We start from the raw sequence: 21,459 nt of genomic DNA on the forward strand, positions 1-21,459 counted from the left end.
GGTCCCGGATCAGATGTTCAGCGCGGCAGGGCGGTGCCGCTTGATATAGCCCGCGGTGAGCATCCGCGTGAAGGTAACGGCGGTGAACACCGAGGTCATAATGCCGATCAGCAGCACGACGGCGAACCCCTTGATCGGCCCGGAGCCGAGCAGCAGCATGATGATGCCCGAAATGCCGTGGGTCGCGTTCGCCTCGAAGATCGTGCGGCTCGCTTCCTTGTAGCCCAATTCGACGGCCATCACGACGTTGCGGCCCCGCCGCAATTCCTCCCGGATACGCTCGTTGATCAGCACGTTGGCGTCGACCGCGGTGCCGATGGTGAGCACGAAGCCCGCGATGCCGGGCAGGGTCAAGGTGCCGTGGAGCATCGCCATCACCGCGAGGATGACGAAGATGTTCAGCACCACGGCGATGTTCGCATAGACGCCGTAGCGGCCGTAGGTCACCAGCATGAAGAGGATGATCGCCGCCGCGGCGATGATCGAGGCGGTGACGCCGGCGTGGATCGAATCCTTGCCGAGCGACGCGGAGACGGTGCGCTCCTCTACCACCTTCAAGTTCACCGGCAGGGCGCCGGACTGCAGGGCGATGGCGAGCTGCTGGGCGGACTCGACGGTAAAGCTGCCATGAATCGAGGCGGAGCCGCCGAGGATCGCCGTCTCGATGTTCGGCGCCGAAATGACGATATTGTCGAGGATGATGGCGAAGGGCTTGCCGACATTGTCGCGGGTGACCTGGGCGAAGCGCTTGCCGCCTTCGGAGTTGAACTGGATCTCGACGTCCGGCTCGTTCTGCTGGCCGTAGCCCTGCTGCGCCTTGGTAAGCTGCGAACCAGTGATGATCGCCTGGCGCCGCACCGCGATCGGCCGGCCGGCCTCGGTGCGCAGGACCTGGCTGCCGATCGGCGCGCGGCCGGCGGCGAGGTCGGCGGGGCTGACGGTCTCGTCGACCAGCTTGAATTCGAGCTTGGCGGTCTTGCCGACCAGCGCCTTCAGCGCCGCCGGATCCTGGAAGCCGGGCACTTCGACGAGGATGCGGTCTGAGCCCTGCAGGACGATGTTCGGCTCGCGCGTGCCGAGCGCGTCGATGCGCTTGGTGACGACGTCGTGTGCGCCCTTCATCGCTTCGCTGATGAAGCTTTTGAGGCCGACCGCGGTCGGGGTCATGACGATGCGGGTGCCGTCGATCACCCTGACGTCCCAGTCGCGCTGGCCGCTGGTCGCGACGCCGTTGGTCTGGCGGCGGGCGATCTCCATCGCCGCATCGAGCCTGGCGGGATCGCGGACGAGGAAGCTCAGCTGGCCGTTGTTGGTCGAGACGTCGCCGACATCGATCGGCGTCGCTTCACGCTTGAAGGCCTGTGTCATCGCGTCTTCCATCGCCGCGACGCGGGTCTTGGCGACGTCGTTGACGTCCGCTTCGTAGAGGACGTGGCTGCCGCCGGCGAGATCGAGGCCGAGGCTGATGCGCGGGAAGCCGCCCATGCCGATCTGGTTCGAATAGGTCTCGCCGATCAGGCTCGGGACGGCGAGGACGACGCCGAGCAGCAGCGCCAGCCAGATCGAAATGCGCTTCCAGCGGGGAAAATCGAGCATGTCAGTCGTTCGCGGGCTTGGCGTTCAGGGGACGCACGTCCGAGAGCGTGCCGCGCACCACCTTGATGCGGACGCCTTGGGCGATCTCGAGCTCGATCTCCGCCTCGTCGACCTTGGTCACCTTGCCGACGATGCCGCCGCCGGTAACGACCACGTCATTGCGCTTCACGTCGGCGATCTTCTGCCTGAGCTTCTTCACCTGCTGCTGCTGCGGGCGGAGCACGAGCAAATACATGATGACGAAGACGAGGAGCAGCGGCGCGAAGCTGATGATGCTGTCGAAGCCGGACGACGCGGCGCCGGTGGCGGCGGGAGCGGAAGCTTGCATGGACGATATACCTGATGGCGGCCCGCGCGGCGGCGGGGCCGGGAAAGCGGCGCGACTATCACGCCGCCCCGCCATAACGCAAGTTGGGGAAGCGGGCGGGCGCGGTCAAGCGGCGGAGCGGCGCTCGGGCCCGACTGTGTTCTAAAAGCGTCTTTATCCGCGCGGCGTTAGGATCAGCAGGGTGGACGTTCCGTGGGCGAGCACCCGCCCCTTGCCGTCGGTCAGGCGCGCCTCGGCGGTGGCGACGGTGCGGCCGCGTGTCACCACCCTCCCCTCGCAGCGTACAATCCCCGCGTCGGGGCGGATGGCGCGGGTGAAGTTCACCTTCGTCTCGACGCTGGTATAGCCGGTGCCGGCGGGAAGCTCGGTGTGGAGAGCGCAGCCGGCGGCGCTGTCGATCAGCGCCAGCGCCCAGCCGCCGTGGACGCTGCCCAGCGGGTTGAGCAAAGCGTCCGACGGCTCGCCTTCGAACGTTGCGAGCCCCGGCTCCACCGCGACGAGGCGGAAACCGAGCGTCCGTCCCATCGTCGGCGCCGGCAGTTCCCCCGCGATTAGGGCGCGAAGCATCTCGATGCCGGACCTCCCGGCGACCTCCTCCGGCGTAGCAACGCCGTAGCGGCGGGTGGCGGCCATGGTCGGACTCCTCCTAATCAGTTTCAATCCGAAACTAGACTCGGCGATGACCAAGTCAAGCCGCTTGCCTTCCCCGCCCCCCGGTTCTACATCGCCCGCCTCTCGCCGCGGCAGCGCCGCGCGCGGGTCCGGTCGGGGCGTAGCGCAGCCTGGTAGCGCATCACACTGGGGGTGTGGGGGTCGGAGGTTCGAATCCTCTCGCCCCGACCATTTTTTGCCCGGCGGGAGACCCGTCCCAAGGGCGGTCCGGGCGGTGACGCCCCCTCCCCTCAGCTCTCCACCACCACCCCGTCCCTAAGCGTTTCGTTCATGAAGCGTGTGACCGCTTCGAGCTGGCGGCGGACGAGGTCGAGGGCGGTGTCGTCGTTGACGCGGTCGGGCGGCAGCGCGATCTCGCCGGCGTCGGTGCGGATCAGCGAGCCGTCGTCCATCAGTCTGGCGACGCGGCGGCGGACGGTCTCGCGGTTGATGGCGGTGGCGGCGGCGATCGAGCTGACGTTGCAGCCCTGCAGATTGGACAGCGGCAGGAATTCCTCGAGCGAGCGCTGGTCGGGCGTAAGGCCGGCGCGCACCAGCTTTTCGGAGGTGATGGCGATCACCGCGACGATGATCAGCGCATTGTCCGCATCGTACCGCCCGAGCCGCCATTGCTCCATCAGCCGGGTGACGAGGATGGCGAGCCGGATCGCGGTGACGCGACTGTTGCCGTCCGCAGCGGCGGGGTCGACTACGAGTTGCACGGACGCGACCCTACGTCGCAGGTCGTAGCGCCCCCCGGAGACGGGCCCGCCGGCGTCAGGGCACGGCGGACCCGGCCGTCCTGCTCGTGGGGGATCCAGAACGGCCATGATTCCCTAGGGGAAGCCGGCGCCGCCGTATGGGCCGCGATGCACATTTCGTGCTCTCTGGGCCTCCTCGGCACGCGCCGCAAGGGCGCCGGGCGAGCTGGTGGCGAGCGGGCGGCACTTGCCATTCGCGAAACGCGGAGTCAGAAGGCGGGCGGGGAGGAAAAAACCAATGTGGAGGAAACTGACTTTCGCCGCTGCCCTGATTGTGGGCACGACGCCGGCCTTCGCCGCGAGCTGGGTCTATATCGGCAAGAATTCGTACGGAAGCGTGTACGAATATGATTCGGACAGCGTGTCGCGAAGCGGCGCCATCGTTACTTTCAAGCTGCGCGTCCGCTACGGCCCCGACGGCCCCAAGGGCGAGTCGGACGGCTATGTGGCCTTCCGCCGCGCCGACTGCAGCGACCGCTCCTACAAAGACCTCACCACCGACTACATGAAGGCCGGTCAGGTGCTGCGGACGACGGGCGAGGAGGAACGGCGCACGGCGACCGCGACGTCGATCGCCGGCGAAGTCCTCAACAAGGTCTGCACGGGCTAGACCTGCACGTCAGGCGGCTCGCTCTCCCTGCCGGCGGGCCGCGCCTCGGCATTGAGCACCGCGCCGTAGAGCTTACCGATGCCGATGAGGGCGATGCCGAGGCCGAGGAAGGAGAGGATGCGCAGCAGCCCCTCCAGCTTGGCCGCGTCGATCAAGAACACCTTCGCGGTGGTCGCCGTGAGCAGGATGAGGCCGGCGAGGCGTAGCGCCTTATCGGGGATGCGTACGCCGGCGACGAGCAGGCCGATCGAGAGCAGCAGCGCCGCCAGCGAGTGGGCGTAGGATTCGCTCGCCGGAACGTCGGCGCTGTTCAACACGGAGCCCTGGAAGCCCTGCCGCACCAGCAGTAACGTTCCCGCGACCAGTGCGACCAGCGACAGGGTCAGCCACAGGCCCGAGCGCGCCTTGTCGCGCGCGCCTTGCCTTGCGCGGTAGAGCCAGAAGGCGGTGAGGATGTAGGCCGGAAGCAGCAGGTTGAGGAGCGGCAGCGATCCGACCCGGAGCGCCGAGACAAGGGGGCTGGCGACGAGGAGGTCGAACCAGGCGAAGCGCGCCGCGGCCATAGCGGTAAGCGCCGTGCCGAGCGTCCGGCGCTGGTTTTCCTCGAGCCGGCCGAGGGGGAGGCGGCCGCTGCATACGATCCAGCCGGCGGCGAACAGGAACTGGGTGATGAGCAACCGCTCGGCAAAGCCGCGGGCGAGATAATCGTCCCAGCTCGCCAGCCCCCAGGCCTGTTTGAAGAGGATGTAGAGCCCGGCCACGGCAAGCCCGACGGCGGCGCCCGGCAAGGCGAGGCCGAGGCGCGGCAACCGGCGCGGGGCGAGCCACCAGACGAGGAGGAGCAAGGCGGCTGGGAGGAGCAGCACCTCCGCCGCCCTGAGCGTCCCGGGCAAGTTCGGCGCGAGGACGGCTTCGCCGAAGATGGCGTTGCCGAGGCCGTCCCAAAGCTTCGGCACGAGCACGATGCTCGCCACCACCGCCACCGCGGCGACGGCGTAGGTGAGGAGGGTCAAGTCACGGTCCTTGAGCCGCGCCGCGGCGAAGGCGGCGCCGGCGGCGAGGACGAGCCAGGCTGCGGGAAGGAAGGCCTCCGGCACCAGGTCGTAGGCGGCGATGCCGAGGAGGAGCAAGGCCGCCTCGGCGGCGACGAGGCGCGGCCGGTCGGCCTCCCCTGCCCTGCCCCGGAGCAAGGTCAGCGCGAGCGGGCCCAGCGCAGCGGCGGCGAAGACGAGACCCCATTGCCCTGACGACATCCACTCCGGGTGGAGTGAGCCGAGAATGATCGGCGGGCCCGCAAAGGCGACGGCCGCGACGATCGTCCAAAGCAGGGCCTCGCCTGGACGGCGCATCAACGCGGCGATGGCGCCGGCGGCGAACAGCAGGGTCACGCCGACGCCGATTGCACCGAGGTGCGGGTCGACCGGCGCGATCGACTTGACGGCGAGCAGGACGAGCGCCGCCGCCAGGGCGAGCGCCGGGATCGGCCGATATTCGACGCTTCGGCCGGCAAGGAAGAAGCTGGCGAGCGAGAGGAGCGCGAACAGCCCCCAGGCGGAGAGACCGAGATCCGTTCGCCCCACGAGCACGGCGAGCTGGATAATGCCCAGCGCGGCGGGGCGGAGGAAGGCGAGCTGGCGGCCTCCCCTCGCCTCGCGCTCACCCGAGCCCTCCTCCCCCGCGCGGGGCAGCGAGGCGCCGATGGCGAGAACGAGGACGAAAAGTCCGGTGGCGAGCGCGTCGTTCGGGTCCGAGAACAGCAAGGCCGCCGACCAGGCGAAGCTCAGCAGGGCGGCGGCGGCGGCAAGCCAGGTCCAGCCGCGGCGGGCGGCGAGGCCGAACAAAGCCGCGTCGAGCAGGCCGAGGTAGAAGAGCAAGGGGATGATCTGGCCGTGCCGCTCGCCGACCAGCAAAGGCGTGGCGAAACCGCCGGCGAGGCCCATCACCGCCGTCGGCGCGCCGTGGCGCAGCGCCAGCGCGAGGGCGATGCCGGTGATGCCGATCATCAGCACCATCGCCGTGCCGTGGCCGAACAGATGGTGGAGGACGAGGCTCCCATAGGCGGCGGCGTAGAGGACGAAGATGCCCGCGCCGGCGAGCGACTGGCCCACCCGCGGATCGGGCAGCGCGCCGGGCTTGCGATACGCCCATTCGGCGAGACCGATGAGGAGGAAGCCGAACAAGGCCGCGAACGCCATCTGCACCGGCGGACTGACGAGGCCGATCTGGATCGAGAAGCGGACGAGGAAGATGCCGGCCACGGCCAGCGCGATGCCGCCCGCCCAGATCAGCAGCCGGCCGCCGACATAGCGTTCGAAGAGGGCGGCGAGCGTCTCGCGGACGGGAGTTGCCTGCTCGGCCTCAGGTGCAGCGCCGCCGGCCAGAAGCGCAGCCGCCGGCGAAGGCGCCGCGTGGGACGCGGCGATCGGGGCGGGCTGCAGCGGCGCGCCAACCGGTGCCGCGTCCAGCGGTGCTGCCGTTGGCGGCCGCTCGGCGACTTTGACCTCGCCGCCGATGCTCCAGCGCAGCGCCTCAACCTCCCGCTCGAGCCCTCTCACCCGCGCCGCGAGCTGCGAATGGGCAACTAGGAGGCCGAAGCCGCCGAGGACGAGAATGAGGAGGAGCATCTCCATGCGCCGGAACCTACAGGCACCGGCAGCCGGCACAAACCATTTTCCTTCAAAGTGTGTTCGTGCTATGTTCCTACCTGGCTCGCAGACCGATTCGCGGGGGGCTGCGGGCCGAGGGTGAGAGAGGAGAAGGCAATGTCGTTGAAATCGCTTTTGAAGACCTTGGGGAAGGCCTTGCCGGCCGTGCTGGCGAACGCGCCGGCGGTGATCGGCGCGGTAAAGGATGTCGCCAAGGCGGTGAAGAAGGCACCGAAGACGCCGGAGACGCCGAAGGCACCGGCGGCCTGAACCGGCGCGGCTTTCCGCCCGAGTGGCGGGAAGCCGCGCTTCGGTGCTAACCGGATCTGAACACGGGGGTTGGGATGAAGGCGCAGAGGCTCGAAGCGTTTACCGACGGGGTGCTGGCGATCGTCATCACCATCACCGTGCTGGAGATGAAGGTGCCCGCGGCGGCGACACCCGCGGCGCTCGCAGCGGCGGCGCCGGTGCTGCTCGCCTACGCGCTGAGCTTCGTCAACGTCGGCATCTTCTGGGCCAACCACCACCATATGATGCAGGCTGCCCGGCACGTCAGCGGACGGGTGCTGTGGGCCAATCTGTCATTGCTCTTCTGGCTTTCGCTGGTCCCGTTCGTCATCCGCTGGATCGACGAGCAGGGCCTCGCGCCGCTGCCGGTCGCCGCCTACGGCTTCATCCTGTTCATGTCGGCGGTCAGCTACAGCCTCACCGAGCGGGCGATCATCGCCGGCGAGGGCGGCGGATCGCTGCTGAAGGAGGCGCTCGGGCGGGACTTGAAGGGCTGGCTGTCGATCCTGCTGTATCTGGCCGGCGCGGGCATCGCGTTTCTCCTCCCCGCCGCAGCGATCGCGCTCTACCTCGCGGTCTCGGCGATGTGGCTGGTGCCCGACAGCCGCATCGAACGGCGGATGACGGGACCCTGAGGGGAGGCGAACGTTGCGCCGCCGCGCGCGCCTACCCACATGGCGGGCAAGAGACGAGCGGGAGTGTGACGATGGAAAGCTGGCACGGCACGACGATCCTCGGCGTGCGCAAGAATGGCAAGGCGGTGATCGCCGGCGACGGCCAGGTGACGCTCGGCCAGACCGTCATCAAGCCCAATGCCCGCAAGGTGCGGCGGCTCGGCGACGGCAGTGTGATCGGCGGCTTCGCCGGCGCCACCGCCGACGCCTTCACCCTGTTCGAGCGGCTGGAGCGGAAGCTCGAACAGCATCACGGCCAGCTGATGCGCGCCGCGGTCGAGCTCGCCAAGGACTGGCGGACGGACAAGTTCCTGCGCAATTTGGAAGCGATGATGATCGTCGCCGACAAGGACGTGACCCTCGTCCTCACCGGGAATGGCGACGTGCTGGAGCCCGGCGCCGGGGTCGCGGCGATCGGCTCGGGCGGCAATTATGCCCTCGCCGCCGCCACTGCCCTCTACGATTATGAGGACGATGCCGAGACGATCGCCCGGAAGGCGATGGCAATCGCGGCGGAGATTTGCGTCTACACCAACGGCAATCTGACCGTGGAGACGATCGAGGCTGCGGCGGCCTGACCGGCTCCGCGTTCAGATCTGGGCGACGAAGATCGTGTAACCGTCCGGATCGGCGAGGCGGAACTCGCCGCCGGGATTGTAGAAGGGCGTGGCGACCGGCCCCGGCTCCAGGCCCGCTTCGATGAAGGCGGCGTGCGTGGCCGCGACGTCGTCGCAATAGGTGTAGAAAAGAACCGCCTGCTCGGCGGCGATGACGGGCGCGCTCGCCCGCGCCAGCATCAGCTCCGCCCGCTCCGCGCGGAGCCAGACCCAGTTCGGACTCTCCTCGCCGTCCGGCGTGACCTGGTTCTCCACCGCAAAGCCGAGATGCGCATAGAACGCAATGGATGCAGCGACGTCGCGGACGTGCGCGAGCGGCACCAAAGATCTAATGAGCGTTCCTGCCATGCCTGTTCCCCCTCCTCCGCCATAGCAGCCGCTCAGCACGCCTGCACGCGCCGCTACACGCGCCCCGCCGCGGCAGCCTCCAGCACCTGACGCGCCTCCTCGGCGCCGAAGGGGCGCGGGTTGCCGCCCGCGGACGGATCCTCCTCCGCCATGTGGGCGATGCGGCCGATGTCGGCTTCCTCGATGCCGAGTTCGCCCAGCGTGTGCGGGATGGCGAGGCGGCGGCGGAGGTCCAGGACCCAGGCCAGCAGGGCGCCGAACGAGGGTTCCAGGCCGATGAAGCCGGCGAGGCGAGCGCAGCGTTCCTCGATGGCGGGGCGATTGTATGCGAGCATGTAGGGCATCAGCACGGCGTTGGTGAGACCGTGATGGGTGCCGGCGAGGGCCCCGATCGGGTGCGACAAAGCGTGCATGCCGCCGAGCCCCTTCTGGAAGGCAGTGGCGCCCATCGCTGCGGCGACGAGCATGTTGCCGCGCGCCTCCAAGTTGGCGCCGTCCTCGACCGCCACCGACAGCCATTTGGCGATGAGGGCGATGCCTTCGGCCGCGATGCCGTCGGCCATCGGGTGGAAGCCGGGGGCGCACCAGGCTTCGAGGCAGTGGGAGAGCGCGTCCATCCCCGTGGCGGCCGTGACGTGGGGCGGGAGGCCGACCGTCAGCGCCGGATCGAGGATGACGAGGACGGGCATCATCCTGGGGTGGAAGATGATCTTCTTCACCCCCGCTTCCGCGTCGAGGATGACGCCGGCGCGGCCGACTTCCGAGCCGGTGCCTGCGGTGGTGGGGACGGCGATCACCGGCGCGATGGCGTCCGCGTCGGCGCGGGTCCACCAATCCTCCTTGTCCTCGAAATCCCACAGCGGGCGGCTTTGCCCCGCCATGAAGGCGATGGTCTTGCCGACATCCAGCGCGCTGCCGCCGCCGAAGGCGATGACGCCGTCATGGCCGCCGGCGCGATAGGCGGCGAGGCCCGTTTCGACGTCGCCGCCCACGGGATTGGCATGGATCGCGCTGAACAGGCCGGCGCCGGTGGCGGTGCGCGCCTCCTTCACCATCGGCATCTCCGCCAGCGCCGGGTCGGTGACGAGCAACGGTCGGGCGATGCCGAGGGTGCGGCAGGCGTCGGGAAGCTCGGCGATGCGGCCGGCACCGAAGCGGATCGCGGTCGGATAGTTCCAGTTGGCCGACGTTAGGGTCATTCAGGCGCTCCGTGCGTGGAGGGATTTGGGCCGCGTGACGGCGTCGAAGCCGTAGCGGCCGAGCGAGGCGCCGCGGCCGCTGTCCTTGACGCCCGTCCAGGCGAGCAGCGGATCGAGATAGTCGCAGCGATTGACGAACGTCGTCCCCGCCTCGACGCCCGCCAGGAGCCGCTCGCCGGCTTCGAGGTCGCGGGTCCAGAGCGAGGCGGTGAGGCCGTAGGCGCTGTCGTTCATCAGCCGCACCGCCTCTTCGTCGTCCGGGACGCGCATGAGACCGGCGACCGGCCCAAACGTCTCCTCGCGCATCACGCCCATGCTGTGGTCTACGCCGGTCAGCACCTGCGGCATCAAATACGGCCCATCGCCCGCGTCGGCGGGGAAGAGCTGGGGCTCGACATGCGCCTGTGCCCCCGCCCGCCGCGCCGCCTCGACCTGCCGCCGCACCTGCTCCGCCCCGCGGGCGCTCGCCATCGGGCCGAGGCTGGTCTCCGGATCGAGCGGGTCGCCCAGCCGGTAAGCCCGTGCCGCCTCGACGAAGCCATCGAGGAAGGGCTGCCACACCGCCTCGTGGACGTAGACGCGCTCGACGCCGCAGCAGGATTGGCCGCTATTGTAGAAGGCGCCGTCGGCGATCCCGGCCACCGCCGCCGCCAGGTCGGCATCGGCGCGGACATAGGCCGGGTCCTTGCCGCCAAGCTCCAGCGTCAGCGTCGTGAACGAGCCCGCCGCCGCCCGCTCGACCGCCCGGCCGCCTTCGACCGAGCCGGTGAAGGTGGCGTGGTCGACGAGGCCGGCGGCGAGCAGGCGGGCGGTTTCCTCGTGGCTGAGGAAGAGGTTGGCGAATATGCCGTCCGGCAGTCCGGCGGCCGCGAAGGCCTCCGCGAAGCGCTCACCGGCGAGCAGCGTCTGCGCCGAATGCTTGAGGATCACGGCATTGCCCGCGAGCAAAGCCGGGACGATCGTGTTGGCCGCGGTGAGGAACGGGTAGTTCCATGGCGCGATCACGAGCACCACGCCCGCCGGCACTCGAACGACGCGGCGGCCGGGGCCGTGTTCCTCCGGCGCCAGGGCCTCGGGGGCCAGCGCCAGCATCGCCTCCACCCGCTCCTTCAGCGACCTCAGCTCCCCACCGTAGCGGATTGGGCGGCCCATCTGCCAGGCAAGCTCCGGCACGATCTCTCCATCGAGCCGCTCCATCGCCTGGAGAAAGCCGGCAACGGCCGCGCTACGCTCGGCGAGCGGCGCCTCCCGCCACTGGCGCTGCGCCTGCCGTGCCCGCGCGACCGCGCGATCGGCCTCCGCCGTCGAGGCGAGCGGCCGGCGCGCGAGCTCGCGGCCGTCGACGGGCGAGATGCAGACGAGGTCGTCCATCAGATGATCTCGAAATAGCGGGCGAGCTGCCAGTCGGTAATCGCCTTGCGCGCCTCGCGCTCCTCCCATTCGCGGGTGGCGGCGTAATGGTCGACGAACTCCGCGCCGAACAGCGTCCGCGCCGCCTCCGAGCCCTTGAGGCGCTGCGCCGCGTCCCACAAGGTGGCCGGGAGCGCCCGCTCCGGCGGCATCTCCACCGCATAGGCATTGCCCTCGATCGGCGCGTCGGGCTCGATGCGATTCTCGATCCCCCACAGCCCCGAGCCGATCGCCGCCGCCAACGCGATGTACGGATTGAGGTCCGCCGCGCCGATCCGGACCTCGACGCGCTGCGACTTCTCCGAGCCGCCGATGACGCGAAGCGCGCAGGTGCGGTTCTCATAGCCCCAGCTCGCCGCCGTCGGCGCCCAATAGCCCGGGATCATGCGGGTGTAGCTGTTGACGGTCGGCGCGATCATCGCGAGCAATTCGGGCATCAGCGCCTGCTGGCCGCCGACGAACCAGCGCATCGCATCCGACATGGCGAGCGGCTTGGCCTTGTCGAAGAACACCCCCTCCCCGCTCTTCGCGTCGAGCAGCGACATGTGGAGGTGCCCGGACTGGCCCGGCCAGTCGCGCGACCATTTGGCCATGAACGTCGCCATCCAGCCGCGCCGCTGGGCGAGGATCTTGGCCACCGTCTTGAACAAGGCCGCCTTGTCCGCCGCCTCCAGCGCCTCGTCGACGCCGATCGCCGCCTCGAGGACGCCGGGACCGGTCTCGGTATGCAGCCCCTCGATCTCGATCCGCATCGCATCGCAGGTCGTCCACAATTCGTGGTAGAAATCCGCGTGCACGCCCGAGCGAAGCATCGAATAGCCGAAATTGCCGGGCGTGATCGGCTTCAGGTCGCGATAGCCCTTGTCGCGCACCGACTGCGGTGTCTCCTCGAACACGAAGAATTCGAACTCGGCGGCCGCCTTGACAGTGAAGCCGGCGTCCGCCGCGCGTGCCAGCACCCGCTTCAACAGGTTGCGCGGGCAGACCGCCTCCGCCCGGCCGGCGAATTCGGCGAGGATCAGCGGCATGCCGCCCTCGAACGGCATCTCGCGCATCGTCTCCGGGAGCAGGCGGATTTCGGCGTCGGGATAGGCGGTGTGCCAGCCGGTGAAGCTCAGGCCTTCGACCAGCTGGTCGCCCGAATCCCAGCCGAGCACGACGTCGCAAAAGGCGGCGCCGCTCTCGATCGCGGAGGCCAACTTGCCGGCGCTGAGATACTTTCCGCGCATCACCCCGTCGATGTCGAACAGGCCGATCTTGGCGCAGGCGGGATCGCCCTCCCGCACCCGCTTCACCAGTTCCTCAGGCGTCATCGATGACCCTCCTCGTTCCAGCGGGGCAACGACCATAGCCCGGCTTCGCTGCATCGGCGGTGCGATTTGCGGGAGGCCGCCGCGGCGGGCGCCGCTTGAACTGGGCTTGCCGCCGTCCAATCTTTGGCGCGATGAACTATCACACTTCCATTCCGGCGCCGGGGCCGGACCAGCAGAATGCGAGAGCGGCGGGATCGATGAACGACAGCCTCACCCCCAAGGCGGTGGTCGCCGCGCTCGACGCCCATATCATCGGCCAAAATGACGCCAAGCGCGCCGTCGCGGTGGCCCTTCGCAACCGCTGGCGGCGGCAGCGGCTCGGCGACGATCTGCGCGACGAGGTGACGCCGAAGAACATCCTGATGATCGGCCCGACCGGCTGCGGCAAGACCGAGATCAGCCGGCGCCTCGCCAAGCTTGCGGATGCGCCCTTCGTGAAGGTCGAGGCGACCAAGTTCACCGAAGTGGGCTATGTCGGCCGCGACGTCGAGCAGATCGCCCGCGACCTCGTCGAGGAGGCGGTGCGGCTGGAAAAGGAGCGGCGGCGGATCGCCGTCAAGGACGCGGCCGAGGAGGCGGCGATGGACCGGCTGCTCGAGGCGCTGACGGGCAAGGGATCGAGCGAGGCCACCCGCGAGAGCTTCCGCCAGCGTTTCCGGGATGGCCATCTCAATGACGCGGAAGTCGAAATCGAGGTCAGCGACGCGCCGGCCGCGCCCTTCGAGGTTCCGGGCATGGGCGGGCAGGTCGGCATGATCAACCTGTCCGACATGATGGCCAAGGCGATGGGCCAGCAGCCCAAGAAGCGCCGCCGGCTGAAGGTGCGCGAGGCGTGGACGCGGCTGGTCGAGGAGGAAGCCGACAAGCGCCTCGACCAGGACGACGTCAACCGCGTGGCGCTGGCCGATGCCGAGGCCAACGGCATCGTCTTTTTGGACGAGATCGACAAGATTGCGGTCAGCGACGTGCGCGGTGGCTCGGTCAGCCGCGAAGGCGTCCAGCGCGACCTGCTGCCGCTGATCGAGGGCACTACGGTGGCGACCAAATATGGGCCGATGAAGACCGACCACGTCCTCTTCATCGCCTCGGGCGCCTTCCACGTCGCTAAGCCGTCGGACCTGCTGCCCGAGCTGCAGGGCCGCCTGCCGATCCGGGTGGAACTCAAGGCGCTGACCGAGGAGGATTTCGTCCGCATCCTCTCCGACACCCGCGCCAGCCTCACCGACCAGTATCGCGCCCTCATCGCCACCGAAGGGGTCGAGGTGAATTTCACCGACGACGGCATCCGCGCCGTCGCCCGCATTGCCGCGGAGGTGAACGGCCAGCTCGAGAATATCGGCGCCCGCCGCCTCCAGACGGTGATGGAGAAATTGCTCGAGGACGTCAGCTTCGACGCCGAGGACCGGCGCGGCGAGACGGTGACGGTGGACGCCGCCTACGTCGAAGCGCAACTGGCGAGCATCGCCCGGGACACCGACCTCTCCAAGTACGTGCTGTAATTCTGCCTCCCCGCGGGCAGCGGGGAGGACCAGCTTAGCTGGTGGAGGGGTATTCGCGCCCTCCTGACGGGCATGGAGAATACCCCTCCACCAAGCAGAGCTTGGTCCCCCTCCCCATCTTGCGATGGGGAGGCAGAAGGCACTTCAATGATCCCGCCCGAACTCCGGGTTGACGCCGCCGGCATTGCCGCCGTCATTGTCGGTGTCGCCTTCGAAGGTGCTTTCGCCCTCGATCAGCTCGGCGTCCGACGAATCGGTGCGGGCGAACAGCCCCTTGGAGCTGCCGATGCCCGGGTTGAGTTCGAGATCGTCCTGGAGCTTGACCGGCTGCTCGTCGGGGCGGGGGTGCTTGTTGCTCATGCCTCGTCTCCTTTGTCCCGTGAACGCATGACGAGGCTGCCGGCGCCGCGCTAAGTTCCTGATCTGGATCAGCAAAGGGAGTTGCCGCCGGAGCCGAGGCGGCATCGCCGCGTTGGCTGGCTTCGACCAGGAGGCGAGCCAATGCGGATCCATCATCTCAACTGCGGAACCGACTGCCCCCTGGGCGGCGCGCTGTTCGACGGGCGCAGCAAGGGGCCGCTCGGCCATCTCGTCTGCCATTGCTGGCTCCTCGAGACGAACGAGGGGCTGGTGCTGGTCGACACCGGTTATGGCCTGCGCGACGTCGACCACCCCCACCGCCGCCCGCAGCCGCGGATCACCAAGGCGATGCGCACGATGCTCAACATCCGCCTGTGCGAGGAGGAGACGGCTGTGCGGCAGATCGAGGCACTTGGCTTCCGCGCGGCGGACGTGCGCCACATCGTCCTCACCCACCTCGATTTCGACCATGCCGGGGGGCTCGAGGATTTCCCGCAGGCCACCGTCCACCTGATGGACGCCGAATTCAGCGCCGCCACCGGCCCCCGCAACGGGTTCGTGCCGCGCAACCGCTACCGGCCAAGCCAGTTCGACGAGGTCCACGCCTGGAAACGCTACACCGGCCGGGGAGAGAGCTGGATGGGCTTCCCCGCCGTGCGCGGCCTGGAGGGCCTGCCGCCGGAGATCCTGCTGGTTCCGCTTCCCGGCCACACCTGGGGCCATGCCGGCGTCGCCATCGACACAGGAAGCGGGTGGATGCTCCATGCCGGCGACGCCTATTTCTACCGCAATGAGGTCCGCCAAGCGAAGCGCCAGTGCACGCCCGGCCTCCGGGGCTATCAGAACATGATGGAGGTAGACCGCGCCGCGCGCCTTTCGAACCAGGCGCGGCTGCGCAAGCTGTCGCTGGAGCGGGCCGGCGAGGTGCGCATGGTCTGCGCCCACGACGTCGTCGAGCTGGAAGCCTGCCAGGCCGGGAGACCGCTCTAGCGCCTCCCCATCCGCGAGGATGGGGAGGCTAGGCAGATCAGGCGCCTTCGCCGCTCGACCCCGTCGATGCGGAAGCGCCGGCGCCGTCGCCGGCCTTCTTGCGGCCGCCGCCGGTCTTCTTCGCCGCGCCGCCGCTCTTCGACCCGGACGAGGCGCTCTTGCCGGAGCTGCCCGTCGAGCCGCTCGCGCCGGAGCGGCCACGGCCGCCGGAAGTCGCGCCGCCCGCTTTCGAGCGGGTGCCGCCCGTCGATGCTGCCTTGGCACGGGTGCCGCCGGACGCGGCTGCCTTGGCGCGCGTTGCCGGCTTGGGCCCGGGGGATCCGCCGGCCGCCTTCTTCGCACGGCCACCGCCGCTGGCGGCTTTGGCGCGAGAGGCCGGCTTGGCCGAGGCTGCCTTGCGCCCACCGCTGCCGGATTTCGCGCCGCTGCCCGTTCCGCCGCCCGACGAGGCCGCGGCCCCGCCGCCTTCGCCGCCGAGCATGCGGCGCACAGCGTCGGTCGCCGCCGTGACGATCGCCGCGCCAACCGTCGCCGCGCTGCTTGCAGCGGCTTCCGCCGTGTCGAGCGCGTCGCGGCTGGCGTCGGAGACCGTCTTCCTGACCCGCGCATTGGCGGTGAGCGCCGCGGCTGCGCTGACCAGCCCGGCCGCCAGCATCGAGCGCGCGATCGGGTTCTGCGCGAGCTCGGCGGCGCGGGCGCCGGCTTCCTTCAGCGCGTCGGGAACGGCGCCCGCGAAGCCGCCCTCATTCTTCTTCGAGCCGCCCTGGCCGCCCGATTTCGATCCCTCTTTGGCCATGTCCGTCTCCGACGTTGTAACTGGGGCGAAACGGTTCGGCGCTGCGAAGGGTTCCCTTCGGACGGCGGGAGTGGGGACAGTCACTTTCACGCACGGCACCGCGAGGCCGCCGACCGTCATGGGAAAGTGACTGTCCCCTTTCAGGGGCCGATCAGGCTTCGCGGTTGAAGTCGTCGTCGGCTTCTGACTGGCCGCGGTCCTGGTGGATGCGCTGGTCCTCGGCGAATTCGAGCTCGTCGGACGAGGGCGAGACATCGTCGGCACCGCGGCCGCCATTCGCTTCCTCGTCATAACGCTCGCCGCGGGAAATGCCCTGCCCGGTTGCGGACTCGCGGTCCGAGCCGGCGAGGCCGCTCTGGGCGCCGCCCTTCTGCTGCTGGCCCTGATGGTTGGCGACGTTCTGCGAGGAGCCATAGCCGCCGGTGCCGCTCGATCCGGCGGCATTGGAGACGTCGGCCGCGTCAGCCCCGCCGCCGGCCTGGCCGGAGCGCTGCATCTCGTCCATATTGCCGCCGAAGCGGCCGCTGCCGCCGCCGGACTGCGATTCCTGCAGTTCGCTGCCGGTCATCTTGTCGAAATTGTCCTTGGTCATTTCGAACTCTCCTCGTCGATCTGTTCGCCGCGGCCGGCATCGTCGTAGCGATAGGGTTCCCCGTCGGGATTGACCGCGACCCGCCCCGGCGTGACCACCGGCCTGGAATCGTCGCCGCGGCCTTTCTCCTCCTCGAGCATCTCGGGGATCTCGTTGTGCCGCGCTTCGTCGCTATCGGGCAGCGGATGGCCTTCGCGTGCGTCGGCCATGGTCACACTCCCTCGTCCGGGTCGATGGGCCGCTCGACGCCTTTTTCGAACGGGCGCGGCCGGCCGAAATCCTCCTTGCCGCTGCCATTCTCGGGATCCTGGTCGTAATCCTCGTCCGGGTTGCCGCCGCCGCCGGCGCCCGATCCGCTGCCGTGCACCGCGCCGGTCTTGCGGTCGAAGGTTGCGGGCTTGCCGCGCTCGCTCTCGTCCATGGTCGATGCTCCTCTCGCCTTCTGAACGTCGCGCCGGACGGAGGCGTTCCCGCGCCGGGGTTACGTACCCGTTCCGGCTTGCCGCGCGTTGCAGCCCCGTACCCCCAGTAAGGAGCCTTTCATGTTCGACCAGAGCCACGATATTTCTGTCCTTAACAGCCTCATCGAAACGACGATCGACAGCGTCGACGGCTACCGGCACTCGGCAAACGAGGCGACGAACAGCCGCTTCAGCGACTCCTTCCGCAGCTGGGCGCAGGACCGCGAGCAGGTGGTGACGAAGCTGCGCGACCGCGTCCGCGCGCTGGGCGGGACGCCGGAGCATGACGGCGGCATCCTGGCCGCAATGCACCGCCAGTTCCTCTCGCTCCGCGACAAGGTGACGGGCACCGACGACCAGGCGGTGATCGCCGAAGTCGACCGCGGCGAGAGCTATCTCGACGACAAATGGCAGACGGCGCTCAACGACAACGAGCTTTCGCCGGAGACCCGCGAAGTCATCCAGTCTTGCTACGGCTCCGTGCGCGAAGGCCGCATGCAGTGGGAGCAGCTCAACAAGAGCCTCAGCGCCGCCACCTGATCTACGGGACGGGGGGCGGCCCGATGACGGCCGCCCCTATTTCCCTGGCGCGGGATCGTTCCGCACATAGTGCATGGAGCGGCTGAAGCGCGGATTCGGGCTGATCCACCGTGCATCGTAGCTGCCGTCCGCCAGCGCCCATTCGACCCCGAAACGCACCTCCTGCCCCACCGCGTCGCGGGTGACGGTTTCTCCGAACTCGAGCCTTTTGCCGTCGCCGCGCATGACCGCGCGTCGTCTCGCCGTCGCTGCTCCAATAGGTGTAGGCCACCCGCGCGGGCGTTCCTTCAATCCCGTAGATCGTCTCGCCCTTGTAGCTCACCCCGCGGCCACTGACCTCGTGGCGATCGCGGACGAAATGGCCGTCGTACATCGCCTCGAAGCAATGGGTATCGCGCTGGCCGGCGGCGACCTCGGCGGTCCAGCAATGGCCGACGAGCGGCGCCATCGGCGCGAGCGGCGCCGCGAGTTGGGGCGCAGCGGCGGTGGCGAGCGCAAGGACAAGGATCATGCGGCACTCCTCTCTTAGTGGGCCTGTGTCAGTAACGAGATGTGGCGGCGCAGCTGCTCGACGCCGCGCTCAAAGTGGCCGACGTTGCGGTGCGTCCGCGCCTGCATCACGCCGCCTTCCATGATCGTCAGCGTCAGCTCGGCGAGCGCGTGGAAGTCCGTCCCGGCCGGGAACCTCGCCTCCGCTTCCTCATAGCAGCCGCGCACCGCCTCGACCCACGCCGCGAAATTCTGCGCCAGCCTTTCCCGGACCACTGGGTCCGCCTCATGCAGCTCCAAAGCGAGGCTGCCGATCGGGCAGCCATAGGTGCAGTCGGTGCTCACCAGCGCGGCGCGATAGGTGGCAAGGAGGCTGAATACGCGCTCCACGGGATCGTCGACGCCCCGCCAGGCGGGATCGAGCAGCATCGGCGCGATGCCGTCGCGATAGGCGTCGAGCACGGCGACAAGCAGGTCCTGCTTGGCCGGGAAGAAGTGGTAGAGACTGCCGCTGTTGAGCTGGGTGCGGCTCAGGATGTCGGCGATTGAGGTCGATCCGTATCCCTTTGCCCAGAACAGCTCCATCGCCGTCCGGACGATCTTCTCACGGGTGTCGCCTCTCGCCATGCAGCTTCTTAGTTGAATGATCAACTAAGAGTCAACGGGCTGCTAACGCGTGAACGGCGCGGCCGGGGCGCCGCTGGCGAGGGCGCGGCGGTAGAGTTGCCCTGAAAGGGCGTCGCGAAGCGCTAGGCGCGACGCCGCCAATGTGGTTCCGGCGTTGAGGCAGCTGCCGTAGCGCGGCGCAAGCTGGGCGAGCGCCGTCGCCTCCTCAGGCGATCTGGCATTCGAGCGGACGAGCGCGTCCGCCGCGGCAGGGGCCCGGTCGATGAGGCAATCGGCGAAACTGAGAGTGGTGCGCACGGCGCGCTCGCCGGACTCGTCTGCGGGCGGCACTTCGCTCCTGCCGAGCGCGGGCAGCGTCGCCCATTTGCGCCGGTAGAGCTGCCCGGCAAAGGATCCGACGAAGGCCGACATTCCGGCGTTCATCCTGTCGCCGTTGAGCTTGCCCAGGCAGAAGCTCATCCGGTCGTCCAGGCGGCGAAAGGCGGCGAGACGAACATTGCCCGGCGTCCCCAGCGGCAGATCGACGGCGGCCTCTGCGCGGAGAGGCTCGCTATCGACGACGCAGCCGGCGAATTTCTGAAGCACCTCCACCGCCCGCTGCTGGGTCTCGAGAGTCTCCTCGGGCATCGGCTGCGGCAGGCGCGTGCCGATCGGCGTTCGGGTCTCCGCCGGCGCGGGGCGCGGCGGATGGAGCGGAAGGCTTTGCTGGGCGGCCGCGACGGCCAAGATCAGGATCATGATCGGCATAGACAGATACTTTCTTCTCTGCAGCCTTCGCGCAAGCCGAATCCCAGACACGTTGAAGGGCCGCCGCGCCTGCGCGCGACGACCCTCCGAACATGGTCAGCGGCCGGAAGCTCCAGCCCGGGAGACCGCCGAAAGCTTAGCCTTCCATCCCCCGAACGAGCAGAACCGACCTCATCGCTGAACCATGAGACATCGGATCACCTCCTTTCGCTTGTTGATTGGCAAGGAGGAAGATGAATCATCCGCAATTCCCCCGCAAGCCTTGTTTTCAACTTTTTTGTGGATAAGATTCGCCGCTTCGCGCCGGCCCGGCGGCCGCGCCTCCACCTCCTGTTGGGCGGCTGAGACGATGCGGTTTCTCCTCTTCGCTCTGCTTCTGCTGCTGGCAGGCGGCTGCTCGCCCAGGACTGTCGAGGTGATGCAGGCGCCGCCCGCCGCGCTGCGCGGCGCGTCCTACATCCATGCGGTGGACCTGAGCCTGGGGCCCGATGCCAAACGGGAGGTCGCCGCCGCCGACGCCAAGGTGAAGCCGGCGCCGAGCTATGTCGGCATGCCGTTTGCGACTTTGCTGCCGCAGCTCCTCAAGGACGCCGCCGCGCAGCGCGGCATGAAGGACGGCCGCGCGCTGACGCTCACCGTCGAGGTCGACCATCTGAACGTGCCGGGCGCCGGCTCCTCGCTCGTCGGGCGCCACGACCGTCTGGCCGGCCAGGTGCGCGTCGAGGATTCGCGCACCGGGCAGGCGCTCGGCAGCTTCTATGTCGATGTCGACCAGCATTTCCCCGGTCTCATCGGCCTCATCGTCCGCGGCGGCGGGGTGCGGGAGAAGCTTGCCTCGGCGTTCGTGCGCCACGTGCTCGACCAGCTTGCCCCCGCGGCGGCCGGACAGGCTAAGGCCGGCACTCCTCGATAACCCGCGCCGGCTCCGGCCAGGTGGGAAGGGTGAGCGTGGGGACGTCCGGTGCCTCGACGGCGACACGGCCGCGGCTGAAGGCGATTTCGTCGAGGATCGGATCGGACGCGGCAAGCGATGCGGCGCCCCCCTGCCCCACCGGTAGTTGCCGGACGCCGTAGGTCGTGCGCAGGGTTAGCGCGGTGCCGGCGGGGGCACCGGCGCGGAGCAGCGACACGCGCCGCTGCGACACGTCGCAGCGCAGCGTGAAGGCGGCTTCATTACCGTTGCCATAATCCGCTTGCGGCGTAGGCGCTTGCGCATAGCGCCAGTCGCCGGCGGTGAGCGCCTTGTCCTCCCATCCTGTCGGCGGCGGCGGCGGCGGCAGCGGAGCCGGTTCGGGCTGTACCGCCGGCGGCGGCGGGGCTGGCGCAACGGCCGGCGCACGGGGCGCCGTCGCGCACCCGGCCAGCAGCAGCGCCGCGCTTCCCGCCCACCATCCTGTGCCGCGCATCCGTGTCTCCTCTCGGCGCTTCCCGGCAAGCCCGCCGGCGGCGGAAAGTTCCCGCCCCCACGGCCTCCGAACCCCCGCTCAGGGCCTTCATGGCCTATTCATTGGCCGATCCCTATCACAGGCCGCATGCGTAACGAGTACAAGCTTGGCCTTCTCCTCGCCGCCCTTGCGGGCGGGAGCGTCTTGCCGCTGGTCGCGGCGGCGCACCCCCCGCACGCGCGCGTCCAGGACGAGGTCTACCGCGGCCGCGAGCAGGGCCGGTTCATGCCCCTTCGCGCCATCGAGAATCGGATCGTGCCGCGGATGCGCGGTTTCGACTATCTCGGCCCCGAATTGAACTTCGCGGCGGCCCGCTACCGCCTCAAGTTCATGCGCGGCGAGCAGGTCGTGTGGATCGACGTCGACGCCCGCACCGGAGAGATCGTCGCCCGCAGCGGCTTTTGACAGCAAGCGGAGCCGCGGGCAGAGCGATCCGTAGAACGGCTGCGCAATGAAACCATTGGCGCGCGCGG

General features: G+C 69.2%; 28 protein-coding genes and 1 tRNA gene. 11 read left to right on the forward strand and 18 right to left on the reverse strand.

Going from position 1 to position 21,459, the window contains the following annotated elements; all coding sequences use genetic code 11:
- Positions 1 to 9: 9 nt before the first annotated feature.
- The 3 genes from secD to VGC56_RS08905 all read right to left on the reverse strand — a co-directional run bounded on the left by secD (position 10) and on the right by VGC56_RS08905 (position 2,557).
- Complete coding sequence (gene secD / locus VGC56_RS08895; RefSeq protein WP_464124539.1) at positions 10 to 1,596, reverse strand: protein translocase subunit SecD; 1,587 nt, start codon at positions 1,594 to 1,596, stop codon at positions 10 to 12.
- A 1-nt stretch (position 1,597) separates the two neighbouring features.
- A complete protein-coding gene (yajC, locus tag VGC56_RS08900) occupies positions 1,598 to 1,924 on the reverse strand; it encodes a preprotein translocase subunit YajC (protein WP_464124540.1) in 327 nt (108 codons plus the stop codon).
- 153 nt (positions 1,925 to 2,077) lie between these two features.
- Positions 2,078 to 2,557, reverse strand: coding sequence for a PaaI family thioesterase (locus VGC56_RS08905; RefSeq protein WP_464124541.1), 480 nt, complete (start codon positions 2,555 to 2,557; stop codon positions 2,078 to 2,080).
- Positions 2,558 to 2,690: 133 nt separating this feature from the next.
- On the opposite strand from VGC56_RS08905, the gene VGC56_RS08910 reads away from it, so the two are divergent.
- Positions 2,691 to 2,767: transfer RNA gene (locus VGC56_RS08910), tRNA-Pro, on the forward strand.
- Positions 2,768 to 2,826: 59 nt separating this feature from the next.
- Here VGC56_RS08910 and VGC56_RS08915 read toward each other — a convergent pair.
- Positions 2,827 to 3,297 (reverse strand): hypothetical protein, encoded by a 471-nt coding sequence (locus VGC56_RS08915; RefSeq protein ID WP_464124542.1) that lies wholly within the window; start codon positions 3,295 to 3,297, stop codon positions 2,827 to 2,829.
- A gap of 277 nt (positions 3,298 to 3,574) precedes the next feature.
- On the opposite strand from VGC56_RS08915, the gene VGC56_RS08920 reads away from it, so the two are divergent.
- Positions 3,575 to 3,946 carry a surface-adhesin E family protein gene (locus tag VGC56_RS08920; RefSeq protein WP_464124543.1) on the forward strand — a complete coding sequence of 124 codons (372 nt, stop codon included), beginning with the start codon at positions 3,575 to 3,577 and terminating at the stop codon, positions 3,944 to 3,946.
- On the opposite strand, the gene VGC56_RS08925 is transcribed toward VGC56_RS08920, so the two are convergent.
- The gene (locus tag VGC56_RS08925) at positions 3,943 to 6,576 is read right to left on the reverse strand and encodes a DUF2339 domain-containing protein (protein WP_464124544.1); all 2,634 of its coding nucleotides are present in this window, start codon (positions 6,574 to 6,576) and stop codon (positions 3,943 to 3,945) included. The two genes, VGC56_RS08920 and VGC56_RS08925, sit on opposite strands and share 4 nt — an antisense overlap.
- Positions 6,577 to 6,708: 132 nt before the next feature.
- Here VGC56_RS08925 and VGC56_RS08930 point away from each other — a divergent pair, with 132 nt between their 5' ends.
- The 3 genes from VGC56_RS08930 (at position 6,709) to hslV (ending at position 8,131) form a co-directional block, all read left to right on the forward strand.
- Entirely contained in the window at positions 6,709 to 6,861 is a 153-nt protein-coding gene (locus tag VGC56_RS08930) for a hypothetical protein (RefSeq protein WP_464124545.1), read from the forward strand.
- A 74-nt stretch (positions 6,862 to 6,935) separates the two neighbouring features.
- Positions 6,936 to 7,514 carry a TMEM175 family protein gene (locus VGC56_RS08935; protein WP_464124546.1) on the forward strand — a complete coding sequence of 193 codons (579 nt, stop codon included), beginning with the start codon at positions 6,936 to 6,938 and terminating at the stop codon, positions 7,512 to 7,514.
- Between the two features lie 71 nt (positions 7,515 to 7,585).
- Entirely contained in the window at positions 7,586 to 8,131 is a 546-nt protein-coding gene (hslV, locus tag VGC56_RS08940) for an ATP-dependent protease subunit HslV (RefSeq protein WP_464124547.1), read from the forward strand.
- A gap of 12 nt (positions 8,132 to 8,143) precedes the next feature.
- On the opposite strand, the gene VGC56_RS08945 is transcribed toward hslV, so the two are convergent.
- The 4 genes from VGC56_RS08945 to VGC56_RS08960 are packed head-to-tail and all read right to left on the reverse strand — an operon-like array spanning position 8,144 to position 12,440.
- On the reverse strand, positions 8,144 to 8,518 hold the full coding sequence (locus tag VGC56_RS08945; protein WP_464124548.1) for a VOC family protein: 375 nt from the start codon (positions 8,516 to 8,518) through the stop codon (positions 8,144 to 8,146).
- A 53-nt stretch (positions 8,519 to 8,571) separates the two neighbouring features.
- Complete coding sequence (locus tag VGC56_RS08950; protein WP_464124549.1) at positions 8,572 to 9,717, reverse strand: iron-containing alcohol dehydrogenase; 1,146 nt, start codon at positions 9,715 to 9,717, stop codon at positions 8,572 to 8,574.
- Positions 9,718 to 11,088: an aldehyde dehydrogenase family protein gene (locus tag VGC56_RS08955; protein WP_464124550.1), complete on the reverse strand. Its 1,371-nt coding sequence runs from the start codon at positions 11,086 to 11,088 to the stop codon at positions 9,718 to 9,720.
- Complete coding sequence (locus VGC56_RS08960; RefSeq protein WP_464124551.1) at positions 11,088 to 12,440, reverse strand: glutamine synthetase family protein; 1,353 nt, start codon at positions 12,438 to 12,440, stop codon at positions 11,088 to 11,090. Before VGC56_RS08960 ends, VGC56_RS08955 begins: the two co-directional genes overlap by 1 nt.
- A gap of 197 nt (positions 12,441 to 12,637) precedes the next feature.
- Here VGC56_RS08960 and hslU point away from each other — a divergent pair, with 197 nt between their 5' ends.
- Positions 12,638 to 13,939 (forward strand): ATP-dependent protease ATPase subunit HslU, encoded by a 1,302-nt coding sequence (gene hslU, locus VGC56_RS08965; protein WP_464124625.1) that lies wholly within the window; start codon positions 12,638 to 12,640, stop codon positions 13,937 to 13,939.
- 144 nt (positions 13,940 to 14,083) lie between these two features.
- Here the strand turns inward: hslU and VGC56_RS08970 are convergent, their stop codons facing one another.
- A complete protein-coding gene (locus tag VGC56_RS08970; RefSeq protein ID WP_464124552.1) occupies positions 14,084 to 14,299 on the reverse strand; it encodes a hypothetical protein in 216 nt (71 codons plus the stop codon).
- Between the two features lie 141 nt (positions 14,300 to 14,440).
- Here VGC56_RS08970 and VGC56_RS08975 point away from each other — a divergent pair, with 141 nt between their 5' ends.
- Positions 14,441 to 15,289 carry an MBL fold metallo-hydrolase gene (locus VGC56_RS08975; RefSeq protein ID WP_464124553.1) on the forward strand — a complete coding sequence of 283 codons (849 nt, stop codon included), beginning with the start codon at positions 14,441 to 14,443 and terminating at the stop codon, positions 15,287 to 15,289.
- Positions 15,290 to 15,326: 37 nt separating this feature from the next.
- Here the strand turns inward: VGC56_RS08975 and VGC56_RS08980 are convergent, their stop codons facing one another.
- From VGC56_RS08980 to VGC56_RS08995, 4 genes are all read right to left on the reverse strand, one after another.
- Entirely contained in the window at positions 15,327 to 16,085 is a 759-nt protein-coding gene (locus VGC56_RS08980) for a hypothetical protein (protein ID WP_464124554.1), read from the reverse strand.
- A 151-nt stretch (positions 16,086 to 16,236) separates the two neighbouring features.
- The gene (locus tag VGC56_RS08985) at positions 16,237 to 16,677 is read right to left on the reverse strand and encodes a hypothetical protein (RefSeq protein WP_464124555.1); all 441 of its coding nucleotides are present in this window, start codon (positions 16,675 to 16,677) and stop codon (positions 16,237 to 16,239) included.
- Complete coding sequence (locus VGC56_RS08990; RefSeq protein WP_464124556.1) at positions 16,674 to 16,886, reverse strand: hypothetical protein; 213 nt, start codon at positions 16,884 to 16,886, stop codon at positions 16,674 to 16,676. Before VGC56_RS08990 ends, VGC56_RS08985 begins: the two co-directional genes overlap by 4 nt.
- Before the next feature lie 2 nt (positions 16,887 to 16,888).
- Positions 16,889 to 17,098 (reverse strand): hypothetical protein, encoded by a 210-nt coding sequence (locus VGC56_RS08995; protein WP_464124557.1) that lies wholly within the window; start codon positions 17,096 to 17,098, stop codon positions 16,889 to 16,891.
- 121 nt (positions 17,099 to 17,219) lie between these two features.
- Between VGC56_RS08995 and VGC56_RS09000 the strand changes: the two genes are divergently transcribed.
- A complete protein-coding gene (locus VGC56_RS09000; RefSeq protein ID WP_464124558.1) occupies positions 17,220 to 17,678 on the forward strand; it encodes a ferritin-like domain-containing protein in 459 nt (152 codons plus the stop codon).
- 36 nt (positions 17,679 to 17,714) lie between these two features.
- Here VGC56_RS09000 and VGC56_RS09005 read toward each other — a convergent pair whose 3' ends face one another.
- On the reverse strand, positions 17,715 to 17,903 hold the full coding sequence (locus VGC56_RS09005; protein WP_464124559.1) for a hypothetical protein: 189 nt from the start codon (positions 17,901 to 17,903) through the stop codon (positions 17,715 to 17,717).
- Positions 17,904 to 18,036: 133 nt separating this feature from the next.
- Between VGC56_RS09005 and VGC56_RS09010 the strand changes: the two genes are divergently transcribed.
- The gene (locus VGC56_RS09010; RefSeq protein ID WP_464124560.1) at positions 18,037 to 18,207 is read left to right on the forward strand and encodes a hypothetical protein; all 171 of its coding nucleotides are present in this window, start codon (positions 18,037 to 18,039) and stop codon (positions 18,205 to 18,207) included.
- On the opposite strand, the gene VGC56_RS09015 is transcribed toward VGC56_RS09010, so the two are convergent.
- Complete coding sequence (locus VGC56_RS09015; protein ID WP_464124561.1) at positions 18,204 to 18,794, reverse strand: TetR/AcrR family transcriptional regulator; 591 nt, start codon at positions 18,792 to 18,794, stop codon at positions 18,204 to 18,206. The two genes, VGC56_RS09010 and VGC56_RS09015, sit on opposite strands and share 4 nt — an antisense overlap.
- Positions 18,795 to 18,836: 42 nt before the next feature.
- Entirely contained in the window at positions 18,837 to 19,532 is a 696-nt protein-coding gene (locus VGC56_RS09020) for a hypothetical protein (protein ID WP_464124562.1), read from the reverse strand.
- Between the two features lie 358 nt (positions 19,533 to 19,890).
- Here VGC56_RS09020 and VGC56_RS09025 point away from each other — a divergent pair, with 358 nt between their 5' ends.
- Positions 19,891 to 20,454 carry a hypothetical protein gene (locus VGC56_RS09025; RefSeq protein ID WP_464124563.1) on the forward strand — a complete coding sequence of 188 codons (564 nt, stop codon included), beginning with the start codon at positions 19,891 to 19,893 and terminating at the stop codon, positions 20,452 to 20,454.
- Here the strand turns inward: VGC56_RS09025 and VGC56_RS09030 are convergent.
- Positions 20,432 to 20,947 carry a hypothetical protein gene (locus VGC56_RS09030; RefSeq protein ID WP_464124564.1) on the reverse strand — a complete coding sequence of 172 codons (516 nt, stop codon included), beginning with the start codon at positions 20,945 to 20,947 and terminating at the stop codon, positions 20,432 to 20,434. The genes VGC56_RS09025 and VGC56_RS09030 overlap by 23 nt on opposite strands.
- A 126-nt stretch (positions 20,948 to 21,073) precedes the next feature.
- Here VGC56_RS09030 and VGC56_RS09035 point away from each other — a divergent pair, with 126 nt between their 5' ends.
- On the forward strand, positions 21,074 to 21,391 hold the full coding sequence (locus VGC56_RS09035) for a hypothetical protein (protein WP_464124565.1): 318 nt from the start codon (positions 21,074 to 21,076) through the stop codon (positions 21,389 to 21,391).
- Positions 21,392 to 21,459 lie beyond the last annotated feature (68 nt).

It is taken from the genome of Allosphingosinicella sp., assembly GCF_036403745.1.
GTDB lineage: Bacteria > Pseudomonadota > Alphaproteobacteria > Sphingomonadales > Sphingomonadaceae > Allosphingosinicella.

Bases quoted from the DNA above. Each gene is read 5' to 3' on its own strand.
- secD (WP_464124539.1), bottom strand. From the start codon at position 1,596: ATGCTCGATTTTCCCCGCTGGAAGCGCATTTCGATCTGGCTGGCGCTG.
- yajC (WP_464124540.1), bottom strand. From the start codon at position 1,924: ATGCAAGCTTCCGCTCCCGCCGCCACCGGCGCCGCGTCGTCCGGCTTC.
- VGC56_RS08905 (WP_464124541.1), bottom strand. From the start codon at position 2,557: ATGGCCGCCACCCGCCGCTACGGCGTTGCTACGCCGGAGGAGGTCGCC.
- VGC56_RS08920 (WP_464124543.1), top strand. From the start codon at position 3,575: ATGTGGAGGAAACTGACTTTCGCCGCTGCCCTGATTGTGGGCACGACG.
- VGC56_RS08925 (WP_464124544.1), bottom strand. From the start codon at position 6,576: ATGGAGATGCTCCTCCTCATTCTCGTCCTCGGCGGCTTCGGCCTCCTA.
- VGC56_RS08930 (WP_464124545.1), top strand. From the start codon at position 6,709: ATGTCGTTGAAATCGCTTTTGAAGACCTTGGGGAAGGCCTTGCCGGCC.
- VGC56_RS08935 (WP_464124546.1), top strand. From the start codon at position 6,936: ATGAAGGCGCAGAGGCTCGAAGCGTTTACCGACGGGGTGCTGGCGATC.
- hslV (WP_464124547.1), top strand. From the start codon at position 7,586: ATGGAAAGCTGGCACGGCACGACGATCCTCGGCGTGCGCAAGAATGGC.
- VGC56_RS08945 (WP_464124548.1), bottom strand. From the start codon at position 8,518: ATGGCAGGAACGCTCATTAGATCTTTGGTGCCGCTCGCGCACGTCCGC.
- VGC56_RS08950 (WP_464124549.1), bottom strand. From the start codon at position 9,717: ATGACCCTAACGTCGGCCAACTGGAACTATCCGACCGCGATCCGCTTC.
- VGC56_RS08955 (WP_464124550.1), bottom strand. From the start codon at position 11,088: ATGGACGACCTCGTCTGCATCTCGCCCGTCGACGGCCGCGAGCTCGCG.
- VGC56_RS08960 (WP_464124551.1), bottom strand. From the start codon at position 12,440: ATGACGCCTGAGGAACTGGTGAAGCGGGTGCGGGAGGGCGATCCCGCC.
- hslU (WP_464124625.1), top strand. From the start codon at position 12,638: ATGAACGACAGCCTCACCCCCAAGGCGGTGGTCGCCGCGCTCGACGCC.
- VGC56_RS08970 (WP_464124552.1), bottom strand. From the start codon at position 14,299: ATGAGCAACAAGCACCCCCGCCCCGACGAGCAGCCGGTCAAGCTCCAG.
- VGC56_RS08975 (WP_464124553.1), top strand. From the start codon at position 14,441: ATGCGGATCCATCATCTCAACTGCGGAACCGACTGCCCCCTGGGCGGC.
- VGC56_RS08980 (WP_464124554.1), bottom strand. From the start codon at position 16,085: ATGGCCAAAGAGGGATCGAAATCGGGCGGCCAGGGCGGCTCGAAGAAG.
- VGC56_RS08985 (WP_464124555.1), bottom strand. From the start codon at position 16,677: ATGACCAAGGACAATTTCGACAAGATGACCGGCAGCGAACTGCAGGAA.
- VGC56_RS08990 (WP_464124556.1), bottom strand. From the start codon at position 16,886: ATGGCCGACGCACGCGAAGGCCATCCGCTGCCCGATAGCGACGAAGCG.
- VGC56_RS08995 (WP_464124557.1), bottom strand. From the start codon at position 17,098: ATGGACGAGAGCGAGCGCGGCAAGCCCGCAACCTTCGACCGCAAGACC.
- VGC56_RS09000 (WP_464124558.1), top strand. From the start codon at position 17,220: ATGTTCGACCAGAGCCACGATATTTCTGTCCTTAACAGCCTCATCGAA.
- VGC56_RS09005 (WP_464124559.1), bottom strand. From the start codon at position 17,903: ATGCGCGGCGACGGCAAAAGGCTCGAGTTCGGAGAAACCGTCACCCGC.
- VGC56_RS09010 (WP_464124560.1), top strand. From the start codon at position 18,037: ATGGCCGTCGTACATCGCCTCGAAGCAATGGGTATCGCGCTGGCCGGC.
- VGC56_RS09015 (WP_464124561.1), bottom strand. From the start codon at position 18,794: ATGGCGAGAGGCGACACCCGTGAGAAGATCGTCCGGACGGCGATGGAG.
- VGC56_RS09020 (WP_464124562.1), bottom strand. From the start codon at position 19,532: ATGATCCTGATCTTGGCCGTCGCGGCCGCCCAGCAAAGCCTTCCGCTC.
- VGC56_RS09025 (WP_464124563.1), top strand. From the start codon at position 19,891: ATGCGGTTTCTCCTCTTCGCTCTGCTTCTGCTGCTGGCAGGCGGCTGC.
- VGC56_RS09030 (WP_464124564.1), bottom strand. From the start codon at position 20,947: ATGCGCGGCACAGGATGGTGGGCGGGAAGCGCGGCGCTGCTGCTGGCC.
- VGC56_RS09035 (WP_464124565.1), top strand. From the start codon at position 21,074: ATGCGTAACGAGTACAAGCTTGGCCTTCTCCTCGCCGCCCTTGCGGGC.